The sequence below is a fragment of the Kitasatospora sp. NPDC097691 genome (genome assembly GCF_040302665.1).
GTDB lineage: Bacteria > Actinomycetota > Actinomycetes > Streptomycetales > Streptomycetaceae > Kitasatospora.
Genome location: NZ_JBEORY010000095.1, coordinates 1 through 20,900, shown reverse-complemented (window position 1 = coordinate 20,900; position 20,900 = coordinate 1). Strand labels below are relative to the sequence as shown.

General features: G+C 71.9%; 20 protein-coding genes and 2 pseudogenes. 10 read left to right on the top strand and 12 right to left on the bottom strand.

What is annotated here, in order from left to right; genetic code table 11:
• On the top strand, window positions 1-800 hold an 800-nt coding region (locus ABTY56_RS37465), incomplete at its 5' end, for a transposase (protein WP_350634173.1).
• An 8-nt stretch (window positions 801-808) separates the two neighbouring features.
• Here ABTY56_RS37465 and ABTY56_RS37460 read toward each other — a convergent pair.
• Window positions 809-1,306 carry a hypothetical protein gene (locus tag ABTY56_RS37460; RefSeq protein WP_350634172.1) on the bottom strand — a complete coding sequence of 166 codons (498 nt, stop codon included), beginning with the start codon at window positions 1,304-1,306 and terminating at the stop codon, window positions 809-811.
• A gap of 236 nt (window positions 1,307-1,542) precedes the next feature.
• On the opposite strand from ABTY56_RS37460, the gene ABTY56_RS37455 reads away from it, so the two are divergent.
• Complete coding sequence (locus ABTY56_RS37455; RefSeq protein WP_350634171.1) at window positions 1,543-1,959, top strand: DUF5959 family protein; 417 nt, start codon at window positions 1,543-1,545, stop codon at window positions 1,957-1,959.
• 67 nt (window positions 1,960-2,026) lie between these two features.
• On the opposite strand, the pseudogene ABTY56_RS37450 reads toward ABTY56_RS37455, so the two are convergent.
• Window positions 2,027-2,290: pseudogene (locus ABTY56_RS37450) on the bottom strand (ATP-binding protein); the annotation flags it as partial.
• Between the two features lie 20 nt (window positions 2,291-2,310).
• Here ABTY56_RS37450 and ABTY56_RS37445 point away from each other — a divergent pair.
• A pseudogene (locus tag ABTY56_RS37445) lies at window positions 2,311-2,697 on the top strand (transposase); the annotation flags it as partial.
• A gap of 108 nt (window positions 2,698-2,805) precedes the next feature.
• On the opposite strand, the gene ABTY56_RS38970 reads toward ABTY56_RS37445, so the two are convergent.
• The 3 genes from ABTY56_RS38970 to ABTY56_RS37430 all read right to left on the bottom strand — a co-directional run bounded on the left by ABTY56_RS38970 (window position 2,806) and on the right by ABTY56_RS37430 (window position 4,673).
• Entirely contained in the window at window positions 2,806-3,510 is a 705-nt protein-coding gene (locus tag ABTY56_RS38970; protein WP_502893270.1) for a trypsin-like serine protease, read from the bottom strand.
• 268 nt (window positions 3,511-3,778) lie between these two features.
• Window positions 3,779-4,162: a hypothetical protein gene (locus ABTY56_RS37435; RefSeq protein WP_350634169.1), complete on the bottom strand. Its 384-nt coding sequence runs from the start codon at window positions 4,160-4,162 to the stop codon at window positions 3,779-3,781.
• A 121-nt stretch (window positions 4,163-4,283) separates the two neighbouring features.
• A complete protein-coding gene (locus ABTY56_RS37430) occupies window positions 4,284-4,673 on the bottom strand; it encodes a peptidoglycan-binding domain-containing protein (protein WP_350634168.1) in 390 nt (129 codons plus the stop codon).
• Between the two features lie 598 nt (window positions 4,674-5,271).
• On the opposite strand from ABTY56_RS37430, the gene ABTY56_RS37425 reads away from it, so the two are divergent.
• Both ABTY56_RS37425 and istB read left to right on the top strand, forming a co-directional pair.
• A complete protein-coding gene (locus tag ABTY56_RS37425; RefSeq protein ID WP_350634167.1) occupies window positions 5,272-5,403 on the top strand; it encodes a hypothetical protein in 132 nt (43 codons plus the stop codon).
• Window positions 5,404-5,495: 92 nt separating this feature from the next.
• Window positions 5,496-6,242, top strand: a complete 747-nt coding sequence (gene istB / locus ABTY56_RS37420; protein WP_502893271.1) for an IS21-like element helper ATPase IstB — start codon at window positions 5,496-5,498, stop codon at window positions 6,240-6,242.
• 24 nt (window positions 6,243-6,266) lie between these two features.
• On the opposite strand, the gene ABTY56_RS37415 is transcribed toward istB, so the two are convergent.
• The 3 genes from ABTY56_RS37415 to ABTY56_RS37405 all read right to left on the bottom strand — a co-directional run bounded on the left by ABTY56_RS37415 (window position 6,267) and on the right by ABTY56_RS37405 (window position 10,153).
• Complete coding sequence (locus tag ABTY56_RS37415) at window positions 6,267-7,001, bottom strand: hypothetical protein (protein WP_350634165.1); 735 nt, start codon at window positions 6,999-7,001, stop codon at window positions 6,267-6,269.
• Between the two features lie 2,209 nt (window positions 7,002-9,210).
• Window positions 9,211-9,894 carry a hypothetical protein gene (locus ABTY56_RS37410; protein ID WP_350634164.1) on the bottom strand — a complete coding sequence of 228 codons (684 nt, stop codon included), beginning with the start codon at window positions 9,892-9,894 and terminating at the stop codon, window positions 9,211-9,213.
• A gap of 37 nt (window positions 9,895-9,931) precedes the next feature.
• Complete coding sequence (locus ABTY56_RS37405; protein ID WP_350634174.1) at window positions 9,932-10,153, bottom strand: hypothetical protein; 222 nt, start codon at window positions 10,151-10,153, stop codon at window positions 9,932-9,934.
• Between ABTY56_RS37405 and ABTY56_RS37400 the strand changes: the two genes are divergently transcribed.
• Window positions 10,127-10,603 (top strand): tyrosine-type recombinase/integrase, encoded by a 477-nt coding sequence (locus tag ABTY56_RS37400; RefSeq protein ID WP_350634163.1) that lies wholly within the window; start codon window positions 10,127-10,129, stop codon window positions 10,601-10,603. The genes ABTY56_RS37405 and ABTY56_RS37400 overlap by 27 nt on opposite strands.
• Before the next feature lie 108 nt (window positions 10,604-10,711).
• Entirely contained in the window at window positions 10,712-11,044 is a 333-nt protein-coding gene (locus ABTY56_RS37395; RefSeq protein WP_350634162.1) for a helix-turn-helix domain-containing protein, read from the top strand.
• An 818-nt stretch (window positions 11,045-11,862) separates the two neighbouring features.
• Here ABTY56_RS37395 and ABTY56_RS37390 read toward each other — a convergent pair.
• Window positions 11,863-12,483, bottom strand: coding sequence for a LysE family translocator (locus ABTY56_RS37390; RefSeq protein WP_350634161.1), 621 nt, complete (start codon window positions 12,481-12,483; stop codon window positions 11,863-11,865).
• Entirely contained in the window at window positions 12,480-14,021 is a 1,542-nt protein-coding gene (locus ABTY56_RS37385) for a DUF885 family protein (protein ID WP_350634160.1), read from the bottom strand. The genes ABTY56_RS37390 and ABTY56_RS37385 overlap by 4 nt, the downstream gene beginning before the upstream one ends.
• Window positions 14,022-14,074: 53 nt before the next feature.
• On the opposite strand from ABTY56_RS37385, the gene ABTY56_RS37380 reads away from it, so the two are divergent.
• Window positions 14,075-15,523, top strand: coding sequence for an aminotransferase-like domain-containing protein (locus tag ABTY56_RS37380; RefSeq protein ID WP_350634159.1), 1,449 nt, complete (start codon window positions 14,075-14,077; stop codon window positions 15,521-15,523).
• Between the two features lie 181 nt (window positions 15,524-15,704).
• Window positions 15,705-15,836, top strand: a complete 132-nt coding sequence (locus ABTY56_RS37375; RefSeq protein ID WP_350634158.1) for a hypothetical protein — start codon at window positions 15,705-15,707, stop codon at window positions 15,834-15,836.
• 685 nt (window positions 15,837-16,521) lie between these two features.
• Here ABTY56_RS37375 and ABTY56_RS37370 read toward each other — a convergent pair.
• Together ABTY56_RS37370 and ABTY56_RS37365 are read right to left on the bottom strand one after the other, a co-directional pair.
• A complete protein-coding gene (locus tag ABTY56_RS37370; RefSeq protein WP_350634157.1) occupies window positions 16,522-17,070 on the bottom strand; it encodes a GNAT family N-acetyltransferase in 549 nt (182 codons plus the stop codon).
• Window positions 17,071-18,403: 1,333 nt separating this feature from the next.
• A complete protein-coding gene (locus ABTY56_RS37365; protein WP_350634156.1) occupies window positions 18,404-18,586 on the bottom strand; it encodes a hypothetical protein in 183 nt (60 codons plus the stop codon).
• An 813-nt stretch (window positions 18,587-19,399) separates the two neighbouring features.
• On the opposite strand from ABTY56_RS37365, the gene ABTY56_RS37360 reads away from it, so the two are divergent.
• Entirely contained in the window at window positions 19,400-19,999 is a 600-nt protein-coding gene (locus ABTY56_RS37360; protein ID WP_350634155.1) for a hypothetical protein, read from the top strand.
• The last annotated feature ends 901 nt before the right edge of the window (window positions 20,000-20,900 follow it).

Below are 20,900 nucleotides of genomic sequence, written 5' to 3'. Positions count from 1 at the left end.
CATCTCCTACGAGCCCTTCACCCGCCCGCTCGACCTCCTCGGCATCGCCTGACCAGCACACTCACAAGATCACTGGACTTTGCAATGGCCCTGCCGTCCACGCGCTGCTGGCCGCCGGCCACAGCCGGCGCTCGATCCAGCGAGAACTCGGCATGACCTACCGCACCGTCAAACTGCTGGCCGACGCCGCGAAGGCGGAAGACCTGTTCCACGGGCAGTGGCAGAACCGAAGGACCAAGCTCGACGACTTCAGGCCCTACCTGCACGAGCGCTGGGCCGAGGGCTGCACGAACGCCTGGAGCCTCTGGGAAGAGATCAAGACGCACGGCTACACGGGCGGCTACGGAGCCGTCCGCGCCTACCTCCAGCCATTCCGCACATCCCCGACCGCACCCGCGGCCCGTCCGCCGTCCCCACGCACGGTCACCGGCTGGATCCTGACTCACCCCGACACCCTGCCGGAGAGCGAGCGCCTGAAGCTCAAGTCGGTCCTTGCCGGCTGCCCCGAACTGGAAGCCCTCACCGGACACGTCCGCGCATTCGGGAAGATGCTCACCCAGCTTCAGGGCGACCATCTGCCACAATGGATCAAGGCGGTCCGCTCCGACGACCTGCCCAGCCTCCACGCCTTCGCCAACGGCCTCGAACGCGATCTCGCCGCCGTAACAGCCGGCCTCACACTGCCGTGGAGCTCCGGCGTCGTCGAAGGCCACGTCAACCGGATCAAAATGATCAAGCGCCAAATGTACGGTCGGGCCGGCTTCAGTCTCTTGCGGAAAAGGGTCCTGCTGGCATCCTGACGGGACGGTTACGAGCTCTGCCGGAGTCGCTCCGCAGCCTGAGCAGGGGTGTCGTAATAGCCAGGCCGTGCCAGCAGGACCGAGCCGAAGTAGTAGCCCTGCTCCTCGTCCGGCTCGTCGTCCGCCGCGAACGGGCGCCAGAAGCTCAGGAGCAGGTCAGAGGCGACGAAAGACGCCGGGTCGTCGGGGTCCGCCTCGATCGAGGTGTACTCGCCCATGCGTAGCACCAACTCGCGGGCCGGGATCGCGAACACGTCCAGGCCTCGGAAGACGACTCGGTCTGTCTGAGTCGACGGCCTCCCAAGCTCAATGGCTTCGAGCACGTCCCGTGTGCAGTGGATACTGATCATCAGTCCACTGGGACGGAAGACATGCTGACCCGGCCGGTCAGACTCCGACACCGTGGAGAGATCGCGGAGCGAGTCCAGCGCCGCGGTGGCCGGCTCCCGAGTCATGCCGATCCGCAACGGGCCGACGCCGTTCGGTGGAGCGAGGTCGAAGTCCATGCAGGCATGATCCCAAACAGGTCCGTCAGCGAGCCACGAAGGGCCGCCCAGGCCTTAGAGGCTACGGAGAGTCACTGCTCCACAAAAGTTGGACCAGAACCTGAGTTTGGGCAGCAGGTGGTGATCAACAGGCTGCGGAATATCGGCCAGAACTGACAGCATCCAGGCCGAAGGCGGGTGTGTCGGTGGCCTGCGGAATGATGCCCCTTGCTCGATGGCCGACGAGAGGGACTGTGATGGATGACGACCTTGGCGACCTGATTCACCTCGCTGATCCGCCGGGAACGAGCGGTCACGTGGTCTCTCTCCGGGTGCTGGAACGGGTCCCGGGCAGCGACTTCCTCGACTGCGAGTTCGTTGTGGAGACCGAGACCATCAACGGCAGCTTCCCTGTCGGCATCACGTCCGATGACGTCGACGCGTGGGAGGAAGCCCTCGACAAGCTCGCTGGTAATCGGTTGGTCTCGTGGCTGACCTCCGGCCGGTCGGTCCAGCTCGGGATCAAGCCGTTGCGGCCTGGTGTGATCGGAGTGTCGATCCATGACGGTCCGTCGTCGCAGGTGACGGTCAGCCTCCCTCTCTCGCCGCCGGCCGGCTGGATCGAGGATCACCGTGCGCGTCTTGAGAATGTGCGGCGGGTGCTCGCGGGCTGACCTCCCGGCGCGGTGTTCGGGCTCCCGCCCAGCGATCTCCCCCGAATACCGCACTCAGTTGCAGTTGTCAGCCGGCCGTTTGCTGTTCGGCTCGGGCGCGGGTGGTGGCGAGTCGGTAGGAGTCGGTGCCGGTCTCGATGATGTTGCCGCCGAAGGTGAGGCGGTCGACGATGGCTGCGCAGAGACGGGGGTCGGTGAAGGTCTTGGTCCAGCCTCCGAACGACTCGTTGGAGGCGATGGCGACCCTGTTCTTCTCCTCGCGTTCGGTCAGAACCTGGAAGAGCAGTTCGGCGCCCCTGCGGTCGAGTTCCATGTATCCGAGCTCATCGATCTATGCCGATATCCGCATAGCTGGACGAGTTCGGACCGCTCAACCTCCAGCCGCGCAAGGGCAAAGCGTGGCACCCCGCGCGTTCGCCGCGTCGGCTACGGGCCACCTACAACCGGTACGACGGCGTGATGCACATGCTCGCCGCCCTCGACCTGGCCACCGGCAAGATCTACTACCGGATCCGCAAGCGAAAGCGCTGGCTCGAGTTCCTCGGCCTACTCAAGACCCTGCGCGCCCGCTGGCCCGGGGAGAAGCTGTACGTCGTGCTGGACAACTTCTCCCCGCACAAGCACCCCAACGTGCGGGCCTGGGCGGCGGTCAACCAGGTCGAGCTGGTCTTCCTGCCCACCTACGGCTCATGGCTGAACTGGATCGAGGCCGAGTTCGCGGCGCTTCGCTACTTCGCGCTCAACGGCACCGACCACCGCAGCCACACCGAACAGAACGCCGCCATCGGCGCCTACATCCGCTGGCACAACGCACGCGCCGAACCGAAGACCAACTTCGCCCCCGACTCACCAGGACAGCAGCTCCGCGGGGACGTCGGTGGCGCGGGTGAACACCGAGACCGGGTGCTGGGTGTCGCAGTACTTGTTGCCGGTGGAGACCACACCGATCAGGACACCGCCGACCACCAGCGGCCCGCCCGAGTCCCCCTTGCAGACGCTGTCCGTCGTGCCGGTCCGCGGCAGGCCGCAGACCTTGAGCAGCGGCGAGTCGCCGGGCGAGGTGTACGGGTCGCAGGAGGCCGGCGGAGCCAGCGTCAGGACCGCCTGCTTGAGGTGCGTGCCGGGGCCGTCCGAGCCGGTGCGGCCGAACCCCAGCAGGGTGGCCGTAGCGGTACAGCGCCTCGTCCCCTGCCGTGCCACCCGGACCGGCTTCTGCGACAGCGGACGGTCCAGGGTGAGGACGGCGGAGTCGTGGTCCAGGCCGGTGGTGTAGCGCGGGTCCACCCGGTAGGCCTTCACCCGGCGGACCTGGCCGGCGGTGCCGGTCAGGTCGGTGCGGTCGTGGTGTCCGATCCGCCGTGGACGGCGGCGGCCGGGGCGGCCGCGGCGGCCACCAGAGCGGCGGCGGCCAGCAGGACGGTGAGGGGGCGTCGGTCGAGGTGCGCATGAAAGGGCTTCCTTCCGGGTTCGAGTGCTGGGTGGTCGGGTCGTTCGGTGGCCTGTCCGAGCTCGGGTGTCGCTCGGGTTCGGTGCCGATCGCCGTCGGACCACAGACTGCTCCGGGATCCGTCCCGCCCGCCAGCCCTGCCCGGCGATCCGGGATGCTGGAACAGCGGTATGCCCCTGACCTGCGGATTCGTCCCCGTCTGGAACGCCGCGCAGGGATGGTGAGGGCTTGGAACAACCGGGCGGGCGCGGGCTGCCGGTGCTGCCGGCGCCCTGCCGGGCTGGAAGCCGTGACGGCCCGCCCCGGGAGGGGCGGGCCGTCAGGGTACGGGTGCTGCCGCCGGTCAGGCCTGGGCCGGCCTGGAGGCGGGCGTCAGCAGCTGGTGTTGGAGGTGATCTTGATGCCGGTGATGGTTCCGATGGACGAGATGCTGTTCTGGTCGTGGGACGCGTTGGAGAGGCACTGGTAGCCGATGCTGCCGGAGCCGTAGTCGATGCGGAGCCACACGGTGTCCTGGTTCCTGGTGTTGACGGCAGCGAAGCCGGGCCCGTGGTTGGTGTTCTGGTAGTAGCTGGTGATGTCCCGGAACTCGGCGACGATGGTCTCGCTGCTGGGGCCGTCGTAGATGCAGACGTACGGGTAGGGGCAGCCGTCCTGGGAGTCGGCCTGCGCGCCCGTGGCGCCGGCCAGCGACATGGTGAGCACGGAGACGCCGACGGCGGCGGTCGCCGCGAACTTCCTGAGTCCGTTTCGCACGGTCTTCCTCTTCTCTAAGGGTTCTCTGCGGGTGTCCGTCCGCCGGTTCGGCGCACGGCAGGTCTGGTGGGTGCGGTTGAGCGGGTCGCGGTCGGGCGGGTCGCGGTGCGCCGCGCGCCGGTCAGCTGTAGGTCGGGACGTACGGCTGGCAGGAGCCGTCGGGCCCGGCGGCCGAGTCGGTCCAGGAGTAATTCATCAGCTTGCTGCCGGTGGCCGGGCCGACGATGCCGTCCGCCTGGCTGCTGCCGAGGGAGACCTGCTGGAAGTTCCGCACGGCGCCGTCGGTCTGCGGGCCCCACTGGCCGTCCTCGTCGATGGGGTCCTGGCCGCTCGCCCGGCGGTAGTCGTTGACCAGGTGCTGCACGCACCACACGCCGGTGCCGGAGGTGACGTGGTTGTACCCGAGCCAGGGGGCGGTGGTCGACGCCTGCGCGGTGCCGGCCAGTGCGGCGGTGGAGAGGGTGAGGGCGGCGGCCGCGACCAGGCCGCGGCGGATCGACTTCTTGATCATGGGGGTCCTTCGGTAGGGATGGGATGCGGGCTGCCCGAGCCGCCGGGAGCGCACGAGCCACAGCACGGAGTCGCACGGTGGAATCGCGGCGTGGAGCGGCGTGGAGCGGCGTGGAGCGCAGTGGAGTCGCCGCACAGGACTGTGATCAGCGGCGGCGCGCTTCTGGACCGGGCCTTGCCGGGCAGCGCGCACGAGCCTTGGGCCGGGTGGCGCAGGACGCCACCGGGGTTCGGCGGGACTCACCCTGACAGGTGGTCACGGCAGCAGCAACCCTTGATCGCCGTCCCAACGTCTCAGGTGTCCGCAGGCCCGTGACCTGCGGGTTGGGACGTCTCACCCCTCCCCGCGGGGCCACCCCACCGGCAGCCTCACCGCGTGATGCCGTGCGGTGCCGGATGCCCCAGGATTCCGGGGAATCCGGGGTGGCGACGTGGCCTTACCGCGTTCTGGGACGTCTCAACTTCCGTACGGCGGGGGCGCCGACCGTTCGCCCGGAGCACCACGTCGGGGCACGGTGAGACGGCTGAGACAGCCCCTGGTCCGCCGTCAGCACAGCGCACCACGAGGCGTCCCGGCGGCGACGGGCGGCGGGGCCCGGGTGATCTCCCTGCACGCGCGCCGCCTGCCGCCCGACCCGCGCCAGGGGTTGCCCGACATGAGCAAGTACGACCGGCTGCTGAGCCCGGTTACCGGCCGCGACAGCCAGACCCAGAAAGGCCACGGCGCATGAGCCCGACCATCACCGTCACCGACCAGGACGACGAGCAGGACACCGGCAAGGTCCCCGGCCGCCGACTGTCGCTGCCCGGAGATCCGGAGGACATGCTCATCGACGAGGCCTGCCGCGAGCTTCGCCTGCCGGCGTTCCGTGAGAGGTTCATCGACCTGGCTTCGACCGCCCGGCGCGAGCAGGCCACCTACAAGCAGTTCCTGCTGGACATGCTGCAGGCCGAGCTCACCGACCGCGACCTCCGCCGCCAGCAGCGGCTGCTGCGGCTGGCCCGATTTCCGCGGCCCAAGCGGCTGGAGGACTTCGACTTCGCGAAGAACCCGAACGTCACCCCGGAGGTCGTGGCGGACCTGAAGTCGCCGACCTGGGTGCGCGAGGGCCGGCCGCTGGTGCTGATCGGCGACTCCGGCACCGGCAAGTCCCACCTGCTGATCGGCATCGGCACCGCGATCGCCGAGACCGGCCTGTCGGTCCGCTACACCACCACCTCGGCGCTGGTGAACGAGCTCGCCGAAGCCGACGCGAACCGCCGTCTGTCCTCCGTGATCGCCCGCTACAGCAAGATCGATCTTCTGTGCCTGGACGAGTTCGGCTACCTCAACCTGGACCGCAAGGGCGCCAAACTGCTGTTCCAGATCTTCACCGAACGCGAGGAGCGCAAGGCCACCGCGGTCGCCACGAACTCACCCTTCACCGAGTGGGACAAGACCTTCGGCGATGCCCGCCTCTGCGCGGCCATCGCCGACCGGATCACCTTCCGCTGCGCCCTGATCCAGACCGGCACCGAGTCCTACCGCTACCAGGCCACCCAGGAATCCCTGTTCCCCACCCCGAACTGACACACCAGCAGCACGGCGGGCCGGTCACGGAGTCCAGCCAGCAGTCACCCGCTCCGCCACCGAGAAGTCCGTCCCACAGTCTGGGCAGGCGGCTCGTCCGAACAGGTACGGAATGCCGTGAGCCAGGCTCTCCTGCCCGTCCGCCATCGCTCGCGTGAACAACCTCTGCGGCAGCCCGTCCAACTCTTGGGTTCGCATCGGTTGGAGGGGCGACTTCTCCACCTCTCGCAGCGCGTAGTCATCGCTGCAGCAGAAGCAGTCGTCCTGTCCGATCACGACGAACATGTTGACGCCGCAGTACGGGCAGTCGACCTCGTACTCCCCGGTCTGCAGACCGTCCAGGCAGCGATCCCAGATCTCGACGCCCTCGAAAGAGAGCAGGGCCTGCAGCAGGTTCACGTACTCCTCGGCCTCGACCGCCCTGCTGAGGCGGCGATCGGTGAGACGGTGCAGAACCCCGATCGGGGCCGAGTGGACCGCCAGAGGGCTGTCAGGCTCCGACAGTCCGGGCGAACTGGAAGCTATCGCCCCGGCTGCCAGCAGCACTCGGACCAGATCCTCCGGCCCGCAGGCGCTCGCAATCTCGGCCAGCCGTGGAAGAGCTGCATAGCTGGCGGGGAAGGCTGTGTCCAGCTGCGGACATAGATGGTCCATCATCTCGGACCACACACCACTCGGATCGGCCTCGAAGCGGTCCAGGAGACCAGGCACGTGTTCCGCGGAACCGCACGCGTCGGTGAGCGTCGACCAGTCCGTCATACGTTCATCCAACCAGGTGACTCCGGACGGACTGCACGAGGTCGACCAACTCCGGGATCCTTCACGGAACTGCGGTCAGAACCGGATTCAAGGAGCACCGTCAGTCCGTCGAGGCGGGCCCCGGCCGCGTCTTGTCAGGGAGGCTGCCCGGGCCCGCGGCCAAAAGCTATCGGCGCCCCGGCTCAGCCTCCTGCGGACACTCCGCCCGGACCCTGCGGGTCACCCGATCAGTGGCTCCCAAACTCGCCGGAGTGGCTCCCGAACTCACGGAAGAACACCAGCCATGAACGAGTACACCGCCGCCACGAACAGCCCAAACCCGGTTCCCGTTCACACCGAAGCCGTGGCTCTCATATGACCCGACAAAATCACCGGCGGTTCTCCCCTGTGCGGGACCGGCCCGGAATCCGGCTTCGCGGGGGTGTACCCCCTCAGGAGGTAGACCGGTCCCCGGCCCGGAACCTGGTACAGGTCCCCGCCGATGACTCCGTAGGCGCTCCCCGCGAGGGCGCCGCATCCGCGCGCTGCACACCGGGCGCTCCCGCACCGGCCTTGCGCCGGCGCCTGTGGCGCCGCGGATGCGCCCCTGAGGGGCTGCCGGTCCCGGCCTCCCGCGGCCGGTGTTCCGGCGCTCACCCGTTCCTGCTGAGTCCCGCCGCGGGGCTTGCCCGGCCCCGGAACCGGGCCGGCTCCGGCCTGGTTCGCCATCACCTTGAAGCGCAGGCCTTGCGCTTGTCCGCGTGCCCCGCGCCGTGCCCCGCGCCGTGCCCCGCGCTGCTCCCTGTACCGGCCCGTCGGTGGCACCACGGGCGACAGTCCCGGGCCCACCCGCCAAGGGGCCAGTCGGGCCCGGCTGCTCCCGGTCTTCCCCATCTCCGGCCCCTGTCCTTCCCTTTCCGGCCTGTGGCCTTCCCTTTCCGGCCCTCGTGCTGCGTTCTGCCTCGCGGCCCGGAAGAGTCCGGACGCCCCCGGTGCCGCGCCCCGCCCCTGGTGCTGCGCCCCGCTGCGGGGGCTTCCCGTCTTCCCGGGTGGCACGCTTCGCGTATCGCCGCCACCGCCCCTTCGCGGCAGGCCCGTGCCGCCCCGTGTCGTGCCATCGCGGACATCCCGCGCCTGGCCGCAGCACCGCCCCGAAGCGGCCACGGCATCGGTGACGGGACGACACCCCCCCCGGGCCTCGAAGGGCCGCGAGGCCCCAGTCCCCCGATTCGCCCTCCGGACCCCGCACCGCTCTGTTCCCGCACCGCTCTGTTCCCGCACCGCTCTGTTCCCGCACCGCTCTGTTCCCGCACCGCTCTGTTCCCGCACCGCTCTGTTCCCGCACCGCTCTGCTCCCGTACCGCTCTGTTCCCGCACCCGGTGGCGCCGCGGGCGCCACCCCCAGGCCCTCGAAGGGGCCGCCAGGCCCTTCCCCCCACCCGCTTTCCCGCGCGGCCGGTCGCGCCCGCCCCCACCCGGACCGGGACAGCTCTTGACTGTCGGCAACTGTTTCCCAGAGGGCCTGCGGGTCGTGATGGTCCCGCTCCCGGTTTCTGTTGTGGGGTAGCCCTTTCCTCTGGTCTGTGCTGCTGTCAGGGCACAGCCGGGAGGGGGAGCGGGGGAGGGTTTTCGCCGGTGGATCCCGGTAGCGAGTTAGTGCGTAACGTAACATTACGGGCATAACCCCTCTCGGCCGGGCGTGGGTTCTGCCGCTCGTCTGCTTCTGTGGGGACGGGGGCGGTTTCCCGTCTCGTTCGGGGGCAGGGGGGTGCGGTGGTCCGGGCCGTTTTCGGGGTGGTTTCCGCCGTGGTTTTTCGTGGCCGGACGTCGGGTGTCGGGGGTCGGGTGTCGGGTGTCGGGGGTTCGGTGCCCTCCACCCGGCCCGGCCACGCTGCGCGAGGTGACGGGCCGGGTGGAGGGCACCCGCACCGCGGTCCTCGCGCTGCGCGGCACCAGGCAGGCCCCGCCCGGCCGTCATGGACCGCTCGTGGTGGTTCGGGGTGGGTGGGGGCTGTCGTGTCTCGTGTCGCGTGCTGCTTTCGTGTGTTGTGACGTGGGTGGATGCCCCCTGATCCCTTGTGTGTGGTGGGGCGCGACAGGTGGGTGCGACAGGGTGCCTGGTGGGTCCGCGGGCGACGTTCGGGTGGTGGTTGCTACTGGTGCCGGCGACCGCCACGCGCCGGCAGTCCTGGCCGCCGTCCCGGGGCGGCGCGGCGGGTCCGGTTCCCGGTCAGCGGCAGTTGTGGGCAGGTGGGCTGCAGAGCCTGGCGTCGCTGACGCCCGGCAGGCCGGCGATCCTCTGGCGGAGGACGGCCAGGTCGGCGGTGGGAGCGCCTGGGGCGAAGACGACGGTCAGTCTGCCGCCTGGTACTCCGCCGGTCTCTCCCAGGCTGACGAGTGTGGCGCCGTGGCCGAGGTCTGTGGCGTTGACCCGCAGCGTCGTCGGACGCAGGCCGACGCCAAGGAGTGGACTGTCCTCGTGGACGGTGGCGAGGAAAGCATCCGGCTCCTGGAAGTACGGGCCGATCCAGACCGGGCCGAGCACCCAGCCTGCGAGGCCGAGGGTCACCGCCGACACCACACCGCCGACCAGCACCGGGAAGCGGCGGGGCCTGGGGCGCGTCGGGCTCGCCGCGGCGAGCAGGACGATGCCCGCCGGCATCAGCACGAACAAGCCGAAAATGAAGCCGATGCCGCCGATGCCGAGCAACCCCCAGCCGTTCACCAGGCAGGCTGTCCGGAAATCGTCCGCGGCCCGCGCGAACTGCGGTGCGGCCGTCATCAATGGACCGAGCATCAACGGGCCGTCGATGACGGTCCCGTGGCTGAAGACCAGCCAGCCCATCGCCGGTGCCGCACACGGAATCGCCAGCACCACCAGAACCCGCGCAGCCCGCGGCACCGGCCGCCGCACATCCGGAGTATCCACCCGCCCCCAATATTGAACACGTTCAAATATGCGGAGGCGTCACGATAACAGGCACATCCCCCGTGGTGTCTAGTGCGCTGGACGGGCGGTCACGGCCAGCCCCGGCCTGGGCCCCGTCGCTGGTGGTGATGATCGGCGTGTGGTTTTCAGTTGGTTCGGCGTTGTTGTTCACCGGGTCTGAGCGGTTCACCGCGCGGCGCTGCGCGTCGGCGAGACGGTGCGCCTGGAGCGCTGTGATGTCCACCCGGGGCAGGGCCCGTCGGGCAGGCCGTACGTGCGCTTCGGGAAGGCCGCGAACACCTTCGGCCCGCGGCCCCGGTGGATGCCGATGCTGGACGGCATCGACCAGGTCCTCGCCTGGTACCTGGCGGACATCCGGCACCTGTTCCCCGACACCCCCGTGCTGTTCCCCGACCCCAGCAGCGGGCCGCTGAAGCCGGAGGCGGTCCGCGACCGCCTGGCCCGCCTCCTCGACCTCGAAGACCGCCCGGCGGAGAGGTTCACCCCGCACACGCTGCGCCGGGCATGCGTGACGCACCAGTACGAGCGGGGGATGGTCCTGATCGCGGTGCAGCAGTTCCTCGGTCACCGGCACATCGCCTCCGCGATGGCCTACGTCAAACCGTCCGCCCGCTTCGTCGAGGACGCCTGGCCGCGCGCCACCGTCGCTGCCGTCGCGGACCTGGCCGGCTGACCCGACGCAGGAGCCCCGATGACCGACACCACCACCCCTTCCCCGGACAGGCCATGTCCCGCGGACACCCCCGCTGAACCAGCGCCCGGCGTCCGGTGGCGGCTGCGCATGGCGGCGGCAGAACGCGGCGTGTGGAGCGCCACCCGGCTGCGCCGCCTGCTCGCCGAACGCGCCCGGGTCGAGTTGTCCGCGGCGTCGGTGTCGGCGCTGTTCACCAGGCAGCCGGCGCAGGTGAAGCTGTCCATCCTGACCGCGCTGTGCACCGCCCTCGACTGCACACCCGGCGACCTCCCCGCCCTCCCAGCCGCCGAGCCGCCCAGCCCGCTTCCGCCGCCCCCGCAGCGGCCGGTCCTGGTTGAGTCCGCCCTGCCACCCGAGCCACGCCGCTCAGCGCAGGAGCCGCCAGCAGAGACGGCACACCGTTCCCTCCCGCCCCTGTGAACCACCTCCCGATGCACACCGACCTGGCCGCCCTTCACCGCCAGGCCATCGGCGCGCCCTCTCGCGGGCCCACCGCCGGCATCCGCCGGCCCGACCTGCCGCTCACGCCGCCGCCCCCCGGCCCACCACGGTCCCGGCGTCCAACGTCCGGGGCCGCCCGGACCTCCCTGACAGAGCACCTGTATCAGGAGGTGCACCCGTGTCCATCCCTGTTCCCGGCGCAATGCAGGGCCGCTGTCCCAGTTGCCAGACCGTCCGGTGGCTGCCTCCCGGCGGCGGCCGCTGCGCCTGGTGCTCCAGGGCCTGCCCGGGCTGCGCAGGTACGCGGCGCGCGAGTGCCGAGTGCTGCGCCGCGTGTGAGCGCCGTGCCGCCCAAGGCCCTGGACGGGGTCCGTGCGCGCACTGCGGCCGGCGCCGGATCCTGGACGTCGTCACCCAGCACTGCCGCCTCTGCCGCACCCATGACCCCGGGCAGCATTCCGCTGTCACTACCTTCGTGCGAGGCCTGCGGACGGCCCGGCCGGTGGATCAAGGGCCTGTGCAAGGCCTGCTACCAGCGCTCGGACCGGACCGTGACCGCCCGCGCTCAGGGCTGGACCCGCCGCCTCGCCGACACCCCGCTCTGGTGGCAGGACCTCGCCGACCACCTCGCCACCCACCGCAACCCCAGAGCTACGCCGGCGACGTCATCGCCCGCACCGCCCGACTCCTCCACCACACCCCCGTCCTCGTCCCCGTCCCCGCCCCCGCCCCCCGCCCCCCGCGCCCGCCCCCGCCGCGTTCCTTCGCCGCGTCCACGACCACGACTCACAGCGGGCTCAGGTGAACACCAGCGCCGCCAGGGTGAGGTAGACCCCGCCGACCGCGTAGGACAGCCACCGCCGGCCGCGCGGTGTGCCGCGGAGCCGGCCGGTGAGCGCGGCGCCGAGGAGGGCGTAGCAGAGGTCCAGGGTGAGCGCGACGGCCAGGAAGACCGCGCCCAGGAGGAGCATCCGGGCCCGGGTGCCGGCGGCGGACAGTCCCGTGGGCAGGAACTGCGGGAGGAAGGCGAGGAAGAACAGGATCACCTTCGGGTTGAGCAGGTTGACCAGGACCGCGTCGCCGTAGACCCGCAGCAGTCGGCCCCGGGCGGGCTGCTGCGGGCCGTCACCGGCCTGCGCCGGGCGGCTAAGGAGGGTCCGCACGCCCAGGTGGGCGAGGTAGCCGGCGCCCGCGTAGCGCAGCACGGTCAAGGCGATCGGGTGGTCGGTGACCAGCGCCGCCAGGCCGCCGACGGCGAGGAGGCAGTGGACCAGCGTGCCGGTCTCCACCCCGAGGGCGGAGACGAGCCCGGCCCGCCGTCCGTCCTGCACGCTGCGCGTGATGATGTAGACCAGGTTGGGTCCCGGCACGGCGACCAGTGCCAGCGAGGCCAGCGCGAACCCGGCGAGCGAGGTCATCCGCGCTCCAGCGCGGTGGGCAGCAGGCCCAGCGGCGGGGCGCCGAGGTCGAACAGGGCGGTGTGGAAGCGGCGCGGCGAGAAGCCGGAGCCCCAGCGTTTCGCGGCCTGTTCGCGCAGGTCGAGGATCGCGAACTTGCCCCAGGTGTACCGGCCGTAGGTGGGGTCGAAGAGGCCGCGCCGGGCCTCGTGCAGGGCGGCCGGGCCGGCCAGTGCGACGTCCGCGGTGAACCGGGCCGCCGCGTCCGCCAGGGTCATCGCCCCGGTGTGCAGTCCGATCGCGCAGGCGAAGCGGGTGACCCGGCGCAGCGCGTCCTGGGCGACGGCCACGGCGACCCGCGGGTCGCCGTCGCGGAAGTCCTGTTCCAGGGCCAACTCCTCGCAGTAGTGGGCCCATCCCTCGATGAAGGCTTCGGAGTGGAGGGTCCGGCGGACGTCGGTCGCCGCCCGGCGCAACGCCCGGAAGTGGCTGGCGTGCCCCGGCGCGACCTCGTGGATCGCCATGTTGGGCATCAGGGTGCGGTTGAAGCCGGTCGACAGCCACTGTTCGCGCTCCGCCGCGGACCAGCCGGTGTCCGGGAGGGAGACCCGAAAGCTGCCGGGCGCGTCTTGCTCGTACGGCGCGGACGCGAACAGTCCGGCGAGTGCGCGGCGTTGGGAGTCGGGCATCGGCTCGACGAGCACCTCGACGTCGTGGTCGGGCACCAGGTCGTGCCGGGCAGTCCAGGCGACCGTCTCCTCGACGAGCGCCCGGAACTCCGCCAGGACCCCGTCAACGTCGGGGTGGTCGGCCTGCAGGGCCCGTACGGTGGCGTCGGGCGTGGGGGCTCCGGGGTCGACGCGGCGCAGCGCCTCGGCGAGCAGCGTGCGCAGCCGGTCGCGCTCGGCGTCGACCCGGGCGGTCATCGCGGTGAGGTCGACGGTGCAGGCCTCGGCGGCGCCGAGCAGCCGGGCGAGCGCGGGCCCGCCGAGTGCCGCCGACTGCGGCCCTTCGGCGGCGGCCCGTTCCAGGTGGGCCAGGAGCCGGGCGTGGGCACGGCGGGCGGCGGCGTGGACGGGGCCGCCCTGGGGGTCGAGGAAGGCGGCCAGGCCGCGGGCGAGCGGCAGGGTGGCCTGGGCGAGTGGCGCGGGCACCCGGTCCAGGGCCGCGACGGCGGCGTCGACGGCGTCCGGCCAGCCGTTGAGGTGGGCCTGCCGGGCGGCGTCGCGTTCGGACTGCGGCGCGTAGGCGCGGTCGTAGCCGGACAGGTCCAGGTTCTCGATGTGCCACAGCGGGTTGCTGCGGTGCAGCTCGAGTTCGCCGAAACGCACCCGCAGGGCCTCCTCGGCGGCGGACGCGTGCGCCTCGTCGTGGGGGTCCGGGTAGGGCGCGGTGCCGACCGGGCCGCCGAGGGCGGCGAGACCGCGGCGCACGCCGTCCGGGGAAAGGTCCTGGACGGCGCCGTCGTAGCGGTGCAGTCCGGCGCTGTCCCGGGCGGCGACGACGGAGAGGTCGCAGACGGCGGCGAGTCGGGGGTCGATCGATGAGGTGATGATCACGCCGCTAGCCTCTGTCAGCGGCGGGTCGTACTCCCGTGCCAATGGAGGGGAAAGTGGACCGGAATCGTGGGACCTCCGAGCCCGCCGAGCTGATCGACCTGCTGGGCGACTGGAGTTCGGCCGAGGGGCCGCTGTACCGGCGGCTCACCCAGGCCCTCGTCCGGGCCGTGCGCTCCGGGGACCTGCGTCCCGGCGACCGGCTGCCGCCCGAGCGGCGGCTCGCCGACGCGCTCCCGGCGAGCCGGTCCACAGTGGTCGCCGCCTACGACGCGCTGCGCGGGTCGGGCCTGGTGGAGACCCGCCGGGGCAGCGGCACCCGGGTGTCGCGGGGCGCCGCCGTCCACCGCGCGCCGGTGGACGGGCGGGTGCGCGGCGGCCAGGCCACCGCGGTGATCCAGCGGCTGGTGGCGCCGCCGCCGGACGTCATCTCGCTGGGGCAGGCGGCCGAGGCGGGCGGGCCGGATCTGGCCGGGGCGCTGACCGAACTCGTCCGCGAGGACCTGCCCGGGCTGGTCCGCGACGCCGGCTACCACCCCGCCGGGCTGCCCGCGCTGCGGGCGGCGATCGCCGACCACCACGGCGCGCACGGCCTGCCGACCGCGCCGGAGCAGGTGGTGGTGACCACCGGGGCCACCCAGGCGGTCACCCTGACCGCCCGGCTGCTGCTCGGGCGAGGGTCGACCGCGGTCGTGGAGTCCCCCGGGTGGCCGGGCTGCCTGGACGTCCTGCGGGCAGCCGGGGCGCGACTGGTGGGCGTCGGTGTCGACTCCGACGGCATCCGGATCGACCGGCTCGCCGCCGCGCTCGCCGAGCACCGGTCCGCGCTGCTCTACCTGATGCCGACCTTCCACAACCCCACCGGCGCCCTGATGTCCGCGGCCCGGCGGCGCCGGGTCGCCGAACTCGCCGCCGAGTACGGCGTGACCGTCCTCGAGGACAGCGCCCACGCGGCCGCCCTCGCTCCGGGGCAGGCCCCGCCGCCGCTCGCCGCGCACCCCGCCGGGGGTACCGTGCTGACGGTGGGTTCGCTGGCCAAGGCGGTCTGGGGCGGTCTGCGGATCGGCTGGATCCGCGCCCCGCGTGACACCGCGGACCGGCTGGCCCGGCTCAAGGCGCTCGACGACCTCGGCAGCCCGCTGCTCGACCAGGCCCTCGCCGCCCGCCTGCTCCCCACCCTGCCCGCGCTCGCACCCGAACGGGAGCGGCTGCGGCAGGAGCGGCTCGCCACCATGACCCGGCTGCTCGCCGCACACCTCCCGGACTGGCAGTGGCAGCCCCCGCAGGGCGGCTCGGTGCTGTGGATCCGCCTCCCGGCCGGCACCGACGCCCGCGTCTACGCCGGGCTCGCGTTGCGCCACGGCGCCGAGGTCGTGCCCGGCGCCACCATGGACCCGACCGGCGCCCACGACGACCACCTGCGGCTGCCGTACTCCTTCCCCCCGGAGACCGCCGCCGCCCTGGTCACCCGCCTCACCACGGCCTGGGCCGCGCTCCCCCGCTGAGGCTCCCGGCACCCAGCCCGGCAAAACGGCTCCGCCCGATGCGCTCCGGGTACTCCACGATGTCGGGCCCGAACTCCACCGACCTGACGTGGGCGATCGCGAACGCGCTCATCAATTCCTCCTCGGCCTACCGCCGTTGTCGTCCGCAGTTCCCGAGGGCCACGTCGAAGAGCAGGTGCAGATGCTCGACACCGTCATGGCCGCCCAGTCCGCAGCTCTCGACCGGCACACTGGCCGGCTGCTGTCCTCGGTGCTGAAGCGGAAGCCGGGCACCGTGCGCTCCCCGCAGGGCGACACGGTGGCGGCTCACTGATGCGCCAGCCACAGCCGCTGGAGATGGCCGACCCAGCTCCGGGACTTCCTCCACTTCGCCGTCCCCCTCAGGGCCGCCGAACTCGCGCACAAGATCAGGGACTGGCGCTACAACCGTGCCGGGGCCGTCACCTGGCTGACCGGCGAGGCCCGGCGCGCCGGCATCGGCAAGACCACCTTGTCGCGGAAGCCGGAGGCCGCGCTCACCGCGGCCGAGTCCCGGCCCGCGCAGTGGGGCGAGCCCGCCACGCCCCGCCTGCTGCCGGTGCGCATCGACCCGCCCGCTCCGCCGGGATGGACTTCGAGTGCCTCGTCCTCACCCTGCGCCTGGCGCGCGGGCTGCCCCGTTCCGACATGGGATCGACGGCCCGGGCACCGGCGCCCAGCACGCGATGGCGGTCAACGAGACCATGCCCGCCTTCGCGCGGGGCGGTACCGCGCCGAGAAGGACTGGGGCCCGCTGTTGCTGCCTGCCCCCACACTGAGCGGGAGCAGGTGACCGCCTGGGTCTGTGTCCCGGAGGATCCGTGGTGGGATGCTTGCGTGCTCCACGCGAGGCTCTTCCCGACGAAGGACCGCACGGTGTGATCCGACCGGCTCGTAAGGCGTGCAATGGCCTCTGCCCGTGTTGCGGCCGCCGTCTGCTCCGGGCGGTCACAGGCCCACCGGGCGACTTGGCCGCGTGCTCAACGGGACGGCGTGATGGGGGACCGCAGGCCGAGCCACTGTGCGGCGCCCCAGGCCTGGTACCGCTCTACCCCGGTGAACCCCAGCTTCGCCGCGAGGCGCATCGAGGCGACGTTGGCGGTTTGCGTGGTGAGCACCACCGGCTCGCCGGGAAGCGCATCAGCGAGCCAGTCGAGTGCCGCCGCGCATGCCTCGGCGGCGTACCCGAATCCCCAAGCCCTGGGGAGGAACAGGCAGCCGAGCTCGGCCTTCCCCGCAGCAGCCGGGCGACGGTTCCCCGGTGACCTCCTGAGCAGGACCTGGCCGATCATCGCCCCGCCGAGATCAACGACGAAGCTCCCGGGCCACCGCTCGGGCACCTCGGGCATCTTGCACTCGAGCTCGTCACGCGACCGGGGACCGCCGAGGTAGGTGTGCACCTCTGGCGAGGCGAGCAGCTCGATGAACGCCGTACGGTCCCGGGCCTCGGGCTCACGGAGCACGAGCCGCTCGGTCTTGATCGGGGCGGGTGGCCAGGGGGCGGGATGCAGTGGGGTCTCGTCCGACACGGAACGGCTCCTGATCCTCTCGACCACATGGTCGACCTCGTATGGCCCTTGGGGCAACGACTTCTGACGTCGCCGCACGTCGAGACGCGCTCCGACGAGATGCCAGTTGCACGCGCCGGGAAAGATCTGCCGGACTGCACGCGAAGCTCTATCCGGCGAGGGATCGCCACTGTGACCTGTCGGCGATTGAGAACGCAAAATAGCCTTGATCACAGATTTGCCTGGACCACCTGCCCGATCGTCGCGCGGGACCGGGTGGGAGGCGGTCACCCGCCAGGCGGTGACTGTGAGTGCACACAGACCCCGCCGGAGTCCCGGAGCACCTCCGAACCGGCAGAACTCCGGAAATAGCCGACCGAGTATTCAGGAAAAGGGGACGGAATCGCATTCCCGGTGGTTTCGGTGTCGTTGTCCTGAGCATCTGGGGACGGTCGGCGAGATCCCGGCAATCACCCCCGTCCCGTCTTGCCCGGCGCACCCGGCCCTCCTCGCCGGCGCCACCGCCCCGGCGCCCGCTTCGGCCGCCGGCCGCCGACCCCGCCCCGGCGGCCGGCGCGCCCCGGACCGCGCCCCCTCGCCGGCGCCCACCGCCTCGGTGCCCCCGGCGGCCCTGGTCGCTTCGGTCGCTGCTGCACCAGCCGCCGAGGCCGGCATCGGCCCCCGGCAGCCGGGGCCCGGACAGCGAACCGGCCTCGCCCGGCAATGCCGTGCGGCATGCGGCTGCCTGTTCCGTCTCGGTGGCTGGTGTGCCCCGTCCCGGCTGTCTCGGTGTCTGCCGGTGTCCCGTTCGCTGGCGTCGATCAGGAGCTCGCCGTCCCGTGACTGTTGCCTATGCCTGGGTCACCTCTCCTGCTGCTGTCCCGGCTGCCGCCCCGGAGCGCCCCGCACCGCGCCCGTGTGGTCCCTGGGGCCGCTGCGCCCCGCCCCGGTCCGCCCCGCCCTGCCTCGGCCTGGCCCGGTTCGCCGGGTGTGGCGTGTGTGGGCGTCAGGCCGTTCCGGGGGCCTCGGTCTGGGTGCTGCCGCGCCTGCATGTCGTGTGGGGTGCTGTCGTGTGTCGTGGCGTGGTCGGATGTCCGGGTTCCCCTGTGTGTGGTCGGGGCGCGGCAGGCAAGCGCGACAGGGGCCGCGGGTGCTGTGCGGGGCCCGGGCGCTCGTCGTTGCGGCGCTCGCCGTCGACGTCGACCAGGAGCTCGTCGTTCCCCGCCGTCCCCGCCGGCAGTCGCGGACTCACGTACCGCACGTCATCCGGAGCACGTACCGCCATGACCTCCGGCCGACAACCCCACCAGCCACGGGCACCAGGACGACGAGCACCACCAGGAGCACGCCGTCGTCAGCCCCGGCGCGGCTGGTCCCGGTACTTCCGGCAGACCTCGTCGTCCTCTTCGTCGTCGCACAAGCACGCGCCGCACGCGGCGCACAACTCCCAGCTGTCCTCGCAGCGCCGCGGCGGGTAGGTCACCTCCTCCCCGCACCAACCGCACTCACGGATGTCGCCCTGCTGCTGATTCGTCACGGACGAAACGTAGCTGACAAGATCATCTGTAGTGCTATAGCCGCTGCTGCTGCGCCCCGTCCTGGTCTGTGTGCCGGCCGCCGTCCTGGCTGCCGGGTGGTGCTGCGCCGCTGTTCCGGGGTTGCCGGGCGCCGCCGGGCGGCCGCTGTCCGGGGTCTGCTGTGCGCTGGACGGCTGGGTGGCCGTCAGGCCGCCCTGGAGGCGCTGTTCTGGTGGTGGTCTGGGGAGGCGGCTGCGGGGCCGGTTCAGGCCGTGTGGGGGCTGTCGTGCCTGCTGTCGCGTTGCCTGTCGCGTGGGGTGCTGTCGTGTGCTGTGACGTGGTCGGATACCCCTGATCCCCTGTGTGTGGTCTGGGCGCGACAGCAGCCGCGACAGCCGGGGGGCTGCGGTCTGGGGGTCGCCGGACCGCCAGGCATCGGCCGCTGCCGACTGCCAGGCGCTGGCCGGCCTGGCCGCTGTCGGTGCCGGCCTTCTCCTGATGGCGGTGTTGGTGGCGGGGTGGGGTGGAACGCGGGGCAACGCGGTGTTACGCAGGGGTGCAACATGGGGGCTGGTTGCGGGTTTGATCAGGCGCTATGTGGCTCGGAGGAGCCCTGGTGGGCGCGTTGCACCTGCGGTGCTGCACTGGCCGTCATCTGGTCCGCTGGCTCGTGCTCGCGGGCCTGCCGTCGTGCTGCCCGCTGTTGCGCCTCTGGCTGCCGTCGTGGTCGAACCGCCAAGCCGTCCCGGCATGCTCGGCCAGGGTCCTGTCCGGCCAGCCCTGCCGGGTAGCCCGTCGCCAGGACGGCTGGGGGTGGATCCTAGGGTGATCCCATGGACGTGGGGGCGGTACTGATTGCGATGACCGGGGTGGCGGGTACGTTGGGCGGCGCGCTGTTGACTCAGCGCGGCGCGGACCGGGTCAAGAAGCGTGAGTTGGAGATGAGCCATGCCATCCAGGAACGCCGGGAGAACCGCGAACTGCGGCGGCGGTGCTACACCGAACTCCATCGGGACGCCCGACAGTTCGCCACGGCGCTGAGCCGTCACCTGTACGTCATGCGAGATCGCGCGCCCGGGGACGAGGACGTCCAGGCACTGGAAAGGGCGAAGGACGCCCACCGGGACCGCTGGTCCGAGACCCTGATGATCGCCCCGGACACCGTGATCGGTCCGGCCAACACACTGAACGACGCACTGACCCGGGTGTACGGGCAGATCAAGCGCATCGAACAGGGGAACCCCCGGCTCGGCGAGACACTACGGTCGGCCGCCGAGGGTCAACACGCGCTCTGGCCCCTGATCCGCGCCACCCGAGAGGCGATGCGCGTCGACCTGGGCGTCACGGGCGCCGCCCCCTGGCCTGAGTCGACCTCGGCCGACGACCCGGCCATGATCGGCGACTTCGAGGAGACGGACGGCGAAACCTCCTAGGTGGTGCCCGCGCTGGCTGTCCGGGGTGGCCGCCCCCGGGTGGACGGTGGGCGGTGTCGGGGCCGGCCTCGTGCTGGCGGTCGCGCTCGGCAGCCTGGTGGGGGGTGCAACGCGAGGTTGCGCTTGAGGTGCGACACGGAGCCGCGTTGTGGGTCCGACCAGGGGTTATGTGGCTGGGAACGGGGGTGGGTGGGCGTGTTGCAGTGCCGTGTTGCACCGGCCTGGGCCGGTCCGCCGGCCTCGGCGGCTCCCGCCCGTGCCGTCCGGTGCCGCGCTGCTGCGCCTGGTGGCCGTCCTGGTCGGCCGCCAGGCCGTCCCGCTGCGCCCGGCTCGACCGCCGTCCAGGCCCGTGCCCTTGGAGGCTCTGGGGGCCGGTCCTGCCGTCCTGGTCCGGTGTTCGGTTCGGTGGTGCTGCTGCGGGAATTGCATCCGTGCCGGTGTGCGGGATTTTCTGGGCGGCTTGGACGCCGGTCGTGGTGTCGCCATGGAGGGCCGTAGGCCCCTTTCCGGCGTGCCTGAATGGGATTTCTGTCCGCTGCGCCGCGTGGGGCTTTCGGATTGCGGCCTGAAAGAAGGCTGAAGGGAATTCGTATTCCCGCCGTGAGTGTTGCCGGATTAGGGCCGGGACGGATGGTTGCCGCGAGGTTGTGTGTTCGCGTCCCGTGCCTGTTCGCGGGTCGGTAGGATAGAGCTGTACGCGCTCTGGGAAGCATCGTCGGAAACGCCCCGAATGCCCGGTCGGAAATATCGGTTGAGGGCCCGTCAGGGGCCGCCGCGTGGGGCGTTCGTGAGGGCCCGCCACCCGGGCACCCGGTGCGGCCGCTGCCCCGTCGGCGGAGGCCGCCGGTACGGCGAAGGCGGTGAGCAGCGCGACGGAGGCGGCCAGCGCGGACAGGCGCGT